This is a genomic window from Vibrio sp. ZOR0018 (genome assembly GCF_963865925.1).
GTDB classification, from domain to species: domain Bacteria; phylum Pseudomonadota; class Gammaproteobacteria; order Enterobacterales; family Vibrionaceae; genus Vibrio; species Vibrio anguillarum.
In genome coordinates this window covers 1-10201 of sequence record NZ_CAWMCN010000097.1, presented here as the reverse complement: position 1 = coordinate 10201, position 10201 = coordinate 1, and the positions used below count along the sequence as shown (strand labels likewise).

Annotated in this window: 8 protein-coding genes; 5 read left to right on the top strand and 3 right to left on the bottom strand. The window is 44.1% G+C overall.

Annotated elements, in window-relative coordinates; genetic code table 11:
* Positions 1–8: 8 nt before the first annotated feature.
* A complete protein-coding gene (gene rtxC / locus AACR75_RS06040) occupies positions 9–470 on the bottom strand; it encodes an RTX toxin-activating lysine-acyltransferase RtxC (RefSeq protein WP_047691727.1) in 462 nt (153 codons plus the stop codon).
* A gap of 15 nt (positions 471–485) precedes the next feature.
* Positions 486–821 carry a protein RtxH gene (gene rtxH / locus AACR75_RS06035; protein ID WP_013856638.1) on the bottom strand — a complete coding sequence of 112 codons (336 nt, stop codon included), beginning with the start codon at positions 819–821 and terminating at the stop codon, positions 486–488.
* Between the two features lie 303 nt (positions 822–1124).
* Here rtxH and AACR75_RS06030 point away from each other — a divergent pair, with 303 nt between their 5' ends.
* The 3 genes from AACR75_RS06030 to AACR75_RS06020 are packed head-to-tail and all read left to right on the top strand — an operon-like array spanning position 1125 to position 6719.
* Positions 1125–3233, top strand: coding sequence for a peptidase domain-containing ABC transporter (locus AACR75_RS06030; protein ID WP_047691724.1), 2109 nt, complete (start codon positions 1125–1127; stop codon positions 3231–3233).
* Entirely contained in the window at positions 3230–4582 is a 1353-nt protein-coding gene (locus AACR75_RS06025) for an HlyD family type I secretion periplasmic adaptor subunit (RefSeq protein WP_010319619.1), read from the top strand. The genes AACR75_RS06030 and AACR75_RS06025 overlap by 4 nt, the downstream gene beginning before the upstream one ends.
* A gap of 1 nt (position 4583) precedes the next feature.
* Positions 4584–6719, top strand: a complete 2136-nt coding sequence (locus tag AACR75_RS06020; RefSeq protein WP_047691721.1) for a type I secretion system permease/ATPase — start codon at positions 4584–4586, stop codon at positions 6717–6719.
* 46 nt (positions 6720–6765) lie between these two features.
* Here AACR75_RS06020 and AACR75_RS06015 read toward each other — a convergent pair whose 3' ends face one another.
* Entirely contained in the window at positions 6766–8724 is a 1959-nt protein-coding gene (locus AACR75_RS06015) for a methyl-accepting chemotaxis protein (protein ID WP_047691718.1), read from the bottom strand.
* 216 nt (positions 8725–8940) lie between these two features.
* On the opposite strand from AACR75_RS06015, the gene AACR75_RS06010 reads away from it, so the two are divergent.
* Together AACR75_RS06010 and AACR75_RS06005 are read left to right on the top strand one after the other, a co-directional pair.
* Positions 8941–9624, top strand: a complete 684-nt coding sequence (locus AACR75_RS06010) for an NAD(P)H-binding protein (protein ID WP_047691715.1) — start codon at positions 8941–8943, stop codon at positions 9622–9624.
* Positions 9625–9844: 220 nt separating this feature from the next.
* The coding region (locus AACR75_RS06005) for a cation:dicarboxylate symporter family transporter (protein WP_047691712.1) at positions 9845–10201 on the top strand (357 nt) is incomplete at its 3' end.

Genomic DNA, 10201 nt, shown 5'->3' with positions numbered 1-10201 from the left:
ATTATTATTTAAATAGAAAACCACTGTACCTTACGGATACAGCGGTCGTTTTGCGTGTCGATTTTGCCGCGGACAGTACACACTTTTTGCCCTTTCCAAGGTAAAAAAACACGCTGTCGTAAGTCATTGACGATTTGATGCCCGTGACCAAAAGGAGCAAGCATTTCAGGAATGTAGATATGATCACCAGAGCGCCAGTCAGCGGCTTCGATTTCTCGTTCACCGGACAATAACAACTCTCTCACTTGCTCAGACAAAAACGCCCAATTACAAAATGCAATTGGACGTCCTTGTTCATCTTCGTAATAGCAAAACTGATTTAACTCAAATGATGGCATAATCCGTTGCTGCCATTCACTGATAAGATACCGCTGATGCAGAGGAGAATATTGGCTGAGCAAAAGAATCCCACCCATCATTTTCTGCATCATTGCACGATCCAGTTTCGCCGCGTGATGTTGAATCAACATACGCTAAGCCACCTTTTATTTTTTCGTGCGTGTCACGCGTTTTTTAGCAGGCTCAATACCACTCTCGTTCTCTTGAGGTGCTTCACTCGGTGATGGTAGAAAACCAGCGGCAATTAATTTTTCTAACTCTTCGTTCATACGAGGATCTTCAAGCATATTCTTAACCATCGAAACCATATACATAAAACCAGAAGCAGGCATATGAATCACTTCTTTTAGCTCTAAGTCCGTATCACTTTCCGCCATAATACCGTTCGCCATGTTGGACTGATTCTGTCCAACAAAATAGAGAGAAAAAACACCTTTATTATAATTAACACTCGATACAGTTTGAACGAATTTCTCAGACATAAATAACTCACCTCATAATTTAAAAAGAAAATAAAAAAAGATTAAATCCACTTATAAAAAAGTAGCGATAACCCAAAAATGATTTTTAATGTTATACAGCATTTCAATGGCATGCAACCATACAATAACGCTAAGTCATGAATAAATTAACAAAACCAAAATATTACCGAATACAAGCAACTGATAATTAAAACCTTTAAAAACCGCAATTAACTAATCAGACCAGATAATATTTGAGCATCTATTGATATTAATGATATGATCCGCCCCCTTTCTTTTTCTGGCCCTTGAAGAATCAACTATATGACTGATTTAAATGAAAAAAAAGCCATGCTACATTGCTTATCAGTCTACTTACCGCTGATCGGAATTCGTGAGATAAAATTAGACATCTCTAATGAAACGCCATCCAATGCAATTGATTCAATAATAAAAGATTTAAAAGGAAGAAATTATTTAGTCACTGCTAATAAAGTGAAGTCTTTTGCTGGAATTACTAAAATAAAGAAACCGATTATTTTATTTAACAAAAATAATCGCCCATTTATTTTAGCTAAAGTTGAACAAGATAAATGTTTAATTCATCCATGTAATTCAGATACCCCAAAAGTAGTAGACGCAAGCTATTTAAAACAGAATTGGAATGGAAAAACGCTAGATATCAAAAAAAAACAATCCTCTTTTGATATTCGTTGGTTCTTACCTGAATTATCGCAACATAAACATTTAATCGCTGAGATTGTTTTATTCTCTTTCGTACTGCAAGTTATTGCACTTATTACACCGCTATTTTTCCAAGTCGTGATGGACAAAGTATTAGTGCATCAAGCCCACTCGACACTCGATGTTTTAGTGTTCGTCTTAGTTATTTCTGGAATCGCTGAGGTATTGCTGCGCGGTTTGCGCGAATATCAATATGCTCATACCGCTAACCGCATTGATATTAAGCTTGGCATTAAATTGGTTCATCATCTGTTTGGTTTGCCGCTGCTGTTTTTCAAATCAAGGCAAGTTGGGGCGATTGTGACTCGAGTAAGAGAGCTCGATACCATACGCGAGTTCATCACAGGCTCGATGTTTACCCTCACGATTGATCTCGTTTTTCTCGTGATCTTTTTCTATGTGATGAGCTTACTTTCTGGCGGGCTAACCTTATTGGTATTGGCCACACTGCCGTGTTATCTCTTTTTGGCTTGGTGGCTAACCCCAAGGCTGCAACAAGCGATTGAACAACAATTTACCCATATGGCGCACAACACTTCGTTTCTAACTGAAACCGTCGCGGGGAGTGATACCATTAAAAGCTTAGCGACTGAACCTCGCTTTATTCGACGTTGGGATACTCAAACCGAACAGATGATATCGAGCAACTATGTGGTTCAGCAGTGGAATAACCGCTCTAGCCACGCAGTGCAGTTCATCCAAAAAATAGCGAGCGTCTTTCTACTATGGATTGGCGCATCAGAAGTGCTCGCGTTACAAATGACCATAGGTCAACTGATCGCTTTTAACATGCTCGCCAGTCATGTTGCACAAACTCTTGCCCGGCTCGTCGAGCTGTGGGGACAATTTATACAAGCGCAAATTGCAGTCGATAAACTTTCCGACCTACTCAATTTGCCCACCGAACAGCAGCAAGCTAGCCATCCCCTACAACTGCAAGGTACGATCACTCTCAGTAAAGTGAGTTTCCGTTATCAACCCGATTTACCGCTGACCATCAATCAGCTTTCACTCGATATCCAAGCGGGTGAGAAAATTGGTGTGGTCGGTGGCTCGGGTTCGGGAAAAAGTACATTGGCTCGGCTTTTACTCAAGCTGTACAGCCCTGAATCAGGCCAAATCATGTTCGATAACACCCCACTCAAACAGATCGGTGTTCATGAATTGCGTCGCCAGTTGGGGGTGGTATCACAAGAGAACTTTCTCTTTAGTAAAAGTGTCAGCGACAACATTGCCCATTCAAAGCCACAAGCCAGCTTGGATGAGATTGTGCAAGCGGCCAAATTAGCGGGCGCTCATGAGTTTATTTTAAAGTTGCCAATGGGCTACGACACGATTTTAGCCGAAGGGGGACAGTCACTTTCAGGCGGACAACGGCAACGTTTAGCCATTGCCCGCACACTGCTTGCAGACCCTAAGATTTTGATTCTTGATGAAGCCACCAGCGCTTTAGATGATGAATCACAAGTCATCATTCAAACCAATATGGAGCAAATTGCCGCCGGGCGTACCGTTATTACCATCGCACACCGCCTCTCTACGGTAAGAGAGTGTGACCGGATTATCGTACTGGAAAAAGGCGAGATTGCAGAGCAAGGCACGCATCTACAACTTCTCGCAGAACAAGGCAAATATTTCCAGCTGTGGCAACTGCAACAAGCATTAAAACAAGAGGATGAGCGAGTATGATCTCTCAGTTAAAGAAGCTTCGCTCTAAGCGCTCGAAAACGAACGGCTACTTTGAGTTTTTACCCGGCCATCTTGCTCTACAGCAGAGCCCGCCCTCTCCGTTTGCTCGCATCACAGCCATCACGCTAAGCTTAGGGTTACTGCTCACCTTACTTTGGACCTATTGGGGAAAATTGGATATCCAAGCAACTGCAAACGGGCGGCTGTTAGTCCCTGGGCGCTCACAAGTGATTCAGTCTTACGAACAAAGCCGAGTAGCACAAATCCATATAGCAGACGGCGAACGTGTCGAAAAAGGGATGCCCTTACTGACTCTGGACACGTTAGGCGTTAGCCAAGATATTGAACGTTTGCGTCATCAAATACGCTATCAAACCCATGAATTTCTCAAGTATCAAGCTTTGCGTGGTAAGGCTGATCTAGCTCAACATCCCCTGTATTTGGCATTGGCACCTTCGGCACAGCAAGAGGTCATCGACAGCTTTGATACTGAAAAGAACGAATTCACATCGGTGTTGGAAAACTTGCGTGCTGAAATGCAGGTCAATCTTGCTTCCCAGTCCTCACTTGAAGTCGACATCAGAGGCTTAAAACAGTTAGTGAGTAATATTACTCAGCGCCTTGATGCTCAAAAAAAGCTCAAGCAACAGCGTTTGATCGGTCAAGTGCAGTATCTGGAGCAGGAAAAAGAGTTATTAGAATCCGAACGAGCGTTAGCCCAGCAAACATCACAACAACATGTGCTGCAAAAGCAATATCTCAACCTAGAAGAGCGTTTAAAAGCGCTGCGTGCGCAAAAAGCCAGAGAGTGGCAAGACAAAAGTCAGCAAGCACACCTACAACTCTCAGCGCTGCAACATGAACTGGACAAAGTACGCGAACATGAAGGATTACAAGTGGTTCGCTCTCCTGTCACTGGCACTGTACAGCAATTGAGTGTTCACACCCTTGGGGCGGTCTTACAACCAGCACAAAACTTGATGATTATTGTGCCTGACGATTCGGTACAAGTCGCCGAAGTTAAAATTCTCAATAAAGACATTGGCTTTATTTATGCTGGCCAACCCGTGACGTTGAAAATTGATGCCTTTCCCTATACGCGTTACGGCACCTTATCGGCAACATTGGTCCACGTTTCTAGAGACTCGACAATGGATGAGCAACTTGGGTTGGTTTTTCCCGCTCAAGTTCAATTGTTAAACCACACAATTGAAGTCGATGGTACCTCTGTTGCCTTATTGCCCGGTATGTCTGTCGTGGCTGAGATTAAAACCGACCAACGTCGGATCATCGATTATCTACTCAGCCCAATCCGAGAATATCAAGCTGAAGCATTGCGAGAAAAATAGAGTGGATACCTTAACCAACACCGTCTCAACGGTTCATGATCAAGAAAGCCATGGCGCATTAGCGGCCCTCTCGTTTGCCAGCCTTTCGTTTGATAAGAAAGTCACGCCATCACAACTGATTCATACACTAGGCGTTGCCGAAAATGAGCTCAGTGCTCTCGACATTCAGCGGGCCGCTCAATCTATTGGTCTGAAAAGCCGAATGATCACCGTCAGAGGAAGCGAGCCGATCCCGCTACCTGCATTGGTCAAAATCCGTCAGCAATGGCATGTCATTCATGCGCTAAACGAGTATGGTTGGACCTTGTACGATCCCATTAAACAGCGCTATTTCGAGTTTCCGTTGGCGCAAGGATCTTCAAGTTCCTGTTATGAGGTCTTATTACTGATTGAGCAGAGTATAGAGCCAAGCGATGTCGCTTTTGGCCTCCGCTGGTTTATGCCTTCGGTACTCCGTCAGTCAAAACAGCTACGTGATGTGTTTCTGTATTCGATTGTGCTGCAACTGTTTGCCCTGTTTGGTCCCAAACTTTTTGAAACCGTTATTGATAAGGTTCTTGTGGGGCGAAGTTTGTCGAGTTTGCACGTTTTAGCGCTGGCTATGCTTGCGCTGGCTATTGCTGAACCTCTTTACAGTTATTTGCGCAATACGGTTTTTGGTCATCTTTCTAGTCAAGTCAATGCAGAACTATCAGGGCGATTGTATCGGCATTTGATTAATCTTCCATTAAGTTATTTCAAGCAGCGTCAAACGGGGCAAATCATCGCCCGCGTACGGGAAATGGGGCAAATACGTCAGTTTTTGACGGGCTCAACCTTAATGCTGCTCTTGGATCTCATTTTTATCACCCTCTTTATTGGTGTGATGTTTCATTATGCGCCAGCGCTCACCGGGCTGATTATCGGTTCATTAGTGATTTATTTTCTGCTGTGGTTAGGTATTGGACCTTGGGTTCGTCACAAGGTAACGACAGAGTATGACGCAGAAGCAGAGACAACCACCTTCCTGACTGAATCTATAACGGGTATCGAAACAATCAAGACAACCGCAACGGAAGCTCGATTTTTAGACCGGTGGCAGCAAGTACTCAGTCGACAAATTGAATGCGCGTTTTCAGCCCAAAAAGCCAGTTTAATTGCTGGGCAATTGATTGCCTTAGTGCAGAAAATAGCCGCTGCCATTTTACTTTGGTGGGGAGTCAACTTAGTGCTCAATGGGCAGCTCACCCCCGGTGAATTGGTTGCCTTCAATATGCTAGCAGGGCATGTTACTCAACCCGTTTTGCGACTTGCGCAAGTGTGGCAAGATTTCCAGCACACCTTAGTAGCCTTGCGTCGCGTTGGCGACATTCTTAACGAACCGGCTGAAAATAGTAAAGATGGCCTTGCTTCCATCCCTTCTGTTCAAGGAGGCATTGAGTTTAAAAATGTTCGCTTCCGTTATCATATCGATGCACCGGAAGTCTTAGCGAATCTCTCATTGACCATCGCTCCGGGGCAATTTATTGGTATTACTGGGCCTTCCGGATCTGGCAAAAGTACATTAACGAAACTGCTACAGCGTCTTTATGTACCTTTGCATGGGCAAGTCTTGGTCGATGGTATGGATCTCGCCATTGCAGATCCGGTCTCGTTAAGGCGCAGCATGAGTGTGGTTCTGCAAGAAAGCATGCTATTTGCAGGCAGCGTCGCCGACAATATTCGTCTTTGTAAACCCGATGCAAGCGATGCAGAGCTGATAAACGTTGCAAAGCTTGCTGGTGCGTTAAGCTTTATTGAAGCGCTGCCACAAGGGTTTGAACAACAAGTAGGAGAAAGAGGTGCCAACTTATCTGGCGGGCAACGTCAACGCATTGCACTGGCTCGCGCATTGTTAGTTAACCCAAAAATCTTACTGCTTGATGAAGCGACTTCAGCGCTCGATTATCAGTCAGAGGCGGCCATCATGAGCAATATGGAAACCATTTGCCATAATCGAACGGTGATCAGTATTGCACATCGGTTATCGACGATTCGTCATGCCGATAACATTATCGTCATCGAAGATGGGCAAGTGGCCGAGCAAGGTACTCACGAAGCGTTGCTCGCACATGCAGGACTTTACGCACGCTTATGGAAACAACAAGTCAGTGGTTAACTTTCTCTCCTTCAAATGGGTTAGGTATAAAAAATCTCCCCAGAAATTACTGGGTCTTAAACTTACTCACTAAATTATTCAGATCATCAGCTGAACTCGCGAGATTTTGTGAGTTAAGTAGAGCTCGGCTCGATACATCATCAACTTTCTGAGTATCTTCTTGTACTTGATGAATATTACGATTAATTTCTTCTGCGACTAGGTGCTGCTCTTCGGCAGCCGTTGCGATTTGAGTATTCATATCGTGAATCGACAATACTGACTGATAGATGCCAGTAAAGCTATCGTTGACCGACTCAGTCATTGTCACGGTTTTCCGTGACGCATTTAAACTCACGGTCATCTGTTCTGCGACTTCTTTGGTCCTATTTTGTAAACGTACCACTAAGCCGTTGATTTCTTCGGTTGAATCTTGCGTACGTTTTGCGAGCGCACGAACCTCATCCGCAACAACAGCAAAACCTCTTCCCTGCTCCCCTGCACGGGCCGCTTCAATCGCCGCGTTTAAAGCCAACAGGTTGGTCTGTTCAGCAATGCCGCGAATGGTATCTAAAATTGCAGTAATACCTTGGCTATCATTTTCTAACTCTTGAATCGTGGTTGAAGAGGTTGAAATATAATCAGCTAACTGATTGACACTAGAAACCGCGGTGTGGATATTTTGCTGGCCTTGACTCACTAATTGCTGACTGTCATCAGCGGCCTGGGCTGCCGAGCTGCATAGCGTTGCTACTTCATTGGCAGTAGACACCATTTCATTAAACGCCGTTGATACCATCTCAACCGCTTGTTTCTGTCGTTGAGAAACGGCTGACAAGTCTTCCGATATTGTTGCCGCTCTTTGCGCCGATTCCCCCATCTGTTCTCCTGCATGGCCTATTTGCTGTACAAGTAATCGAATGGCTTTCAAAAATGCGTTGAAATACACAGCCAATTGACCCGTTTCATCGTTCGAACGAATGACCAATTCCTTGGTTAAATCACCTTCCCCTTCAGCTATCTCTTGTAAGCCGCTTGAAACTAAACTAAGCGGCTTGGCGATCAACCCCGCTAAAAAAAGTGCGCCAATGATGAAAATCACTGTCAACACAAAAACAATCGCTAAAATGTATTTGATCAAGCTATTGCTTTCTGCCATAACTTCTTCGGTAGTAATCAGGCCAACGAACTTCCAACCTAACTTTTCGGAATTCATGACATTAGCCATATATTCCACACCGCCAATTTCGACATTGATAAAACCAGAGGATGTTTGACCTATCGTTTTGTATGCAGCAGCTAAGGAGTCAAGGGGTTGAAAATTGTTCTCTGGGTACTTAGCATCCACCAATACGTTACCGCTATCCTCAACCATCATAATGTATCCGGTTTCGCCTAGTTTTATCTTCTTCACGATATCCGTCAGTGTTTTTAGCGAAACATCAATCGCAACCACCCCAGCATTTTGGGTACCAGCAGCATTAAAGGACAAAACATTGCTCACAATCGTGGCGTCATCAGGCTCCCAATAATAGGCTTGAGTGCGTTTTATCTCGCCTGGACTAGACATCGCCGTTTTGTACCACGGGCGAGCTCTAGGATCATAATTGTCTGACGCCTTACCCGTCGGCCATTGTATATATCCGCCCTCTTTGGTTCCCATGTAAACGTACGAATAACCTTTGTGCGCCTCACCCATAAGGTAAAGCGCTTCATAAATTCCACGCTCCACCATTCCATTGCTATCTGGGGTCATCGGTTCAGCTATTTTGTCGATATAACGGGTAATGGAACTGTCCACTTTTTGCAACGCGGGTGAGTTGGCTAACATTTTCACATTTTGTTCAATGCCAGAAAAATAGATGGCAATGGCATTATCAACCTGACTCATTTCTCCATGACTTTGTTCAATAAAATCACTAACGGCTTGTGAACGTAAATTCGTCACCATTACCGTTGAAACAATAGTAACAGGGATAATGGTCGCCGAAATCAAGCTGAGCAACAGTTTAGATTTTATTTTCATTGTTATTACGCCTTATCTCTGTATTTGACAGCAGCTCATTTCTTTTAGTTACCTACACTAAAAATTTAGTTAATAGCGATAAAGATGCAATGTCACTAAAGCATTATTTCTAAAATAGGTGCTTATAAATGGTTGAATACGATGAAAGCGAAAGAATACACTGCCATAAGTAAGCAGCACTGCATACAATCACTGCAAGGTAAAAAGGAGAAAACGATGGATAAGCGACACAAAACTATTATTATTGCTGGCGCTTCCGGTCTCGTTGGGCAGCATGCTTTAGCCATTATGCTAGAAGAGCAAGCCGTCTCTCAAATCTATTCTTTAGTCAGAAAAAGCACCGAAATCCAACACCCAAAGTTGCAAGAAATCATTCATCCGCAGCTGCAAATCACGCACTGGGATGAAAGTTTTGTCCCTCCCCAGCTTGGTCTCATCGCACTAGGGACTACCCGTAAGCAAGCGGGTTCAAAGCAGGGGCTGGAGAAAGTAGACTATGAGTTGGTTTGTCAAGTTGCTCAAACAATGAAGACATTGGGTGTCAAGCGCATTGCCATCGTTTCGAGCTTAGGTGCCAAAGCTCGCTCTCGATCTCATTACTTACAATGCAAAGGGAGAATGGAAGAAACCATTCGCCGAATGGGTTTTGAACAAGTGACCTTCGTCAGGCCTGGGCCTCTAACTGGCATTCGGAAAAACAAGCGAACGGATGAAAAATGGGTACGAGTGATTCTGACTCTATTGCACCCTCTGCTACTAGGGCGCTTACGCAATTTTATCCCCATTTCCGCGCAAGATGTTGCAAGCGCTATGCTCTATTGCCTCTTTCAGATACAACCACACGCCATAGATATTTTGCACTCTAGCGACATGCTTGCCTTGCTCAAGAAGTATCAATGACTTGCTTAAATAACTCACCGATCGGTTCATTTACCAGCACAATAGAAAGATTGATAACCATTTGTTCTAAATCATGCTGATTTTGTCTTTGGATTAACCTACGTTAAAAGATATGGTTGCGTTTCATCGCTTTTATTCCCCTTTTACCTAGCATTATCGACTACATCGCTCATCGGCGATCAACGTAATCATGGGTACACAACTTTTAAGGTGTCGCATCATGTCAGTTGCAGCCATTGCCGCACTCGCAGTATTTATTGGCATTCTGTTTTTTCTCTTCGGACAGCAGAAAAAGTCTCACACTCTTTCACGCTTAGTGCTACTTGGGTTAATCCTAGGCAGCGCATTTGGCCTTGCTCTACAAGTAGTTCTTGGTGAAGGACATGTGGCCATCAAGGAAACATTAGGCTGGGTCAACGTCGTCGGTAACGGCTATGTTGGTTTGCTAAAAATGGTGATTATGCCTTTGGTGCTGGTGTCGATGATCGCTGCGGTTGTGAAGCTCGATAAAGGTGGCTCGCTCGGTAAAATCTCTGGCCTGACCATTTCTATCTTACTGCTGACGACCGCTGTCTCG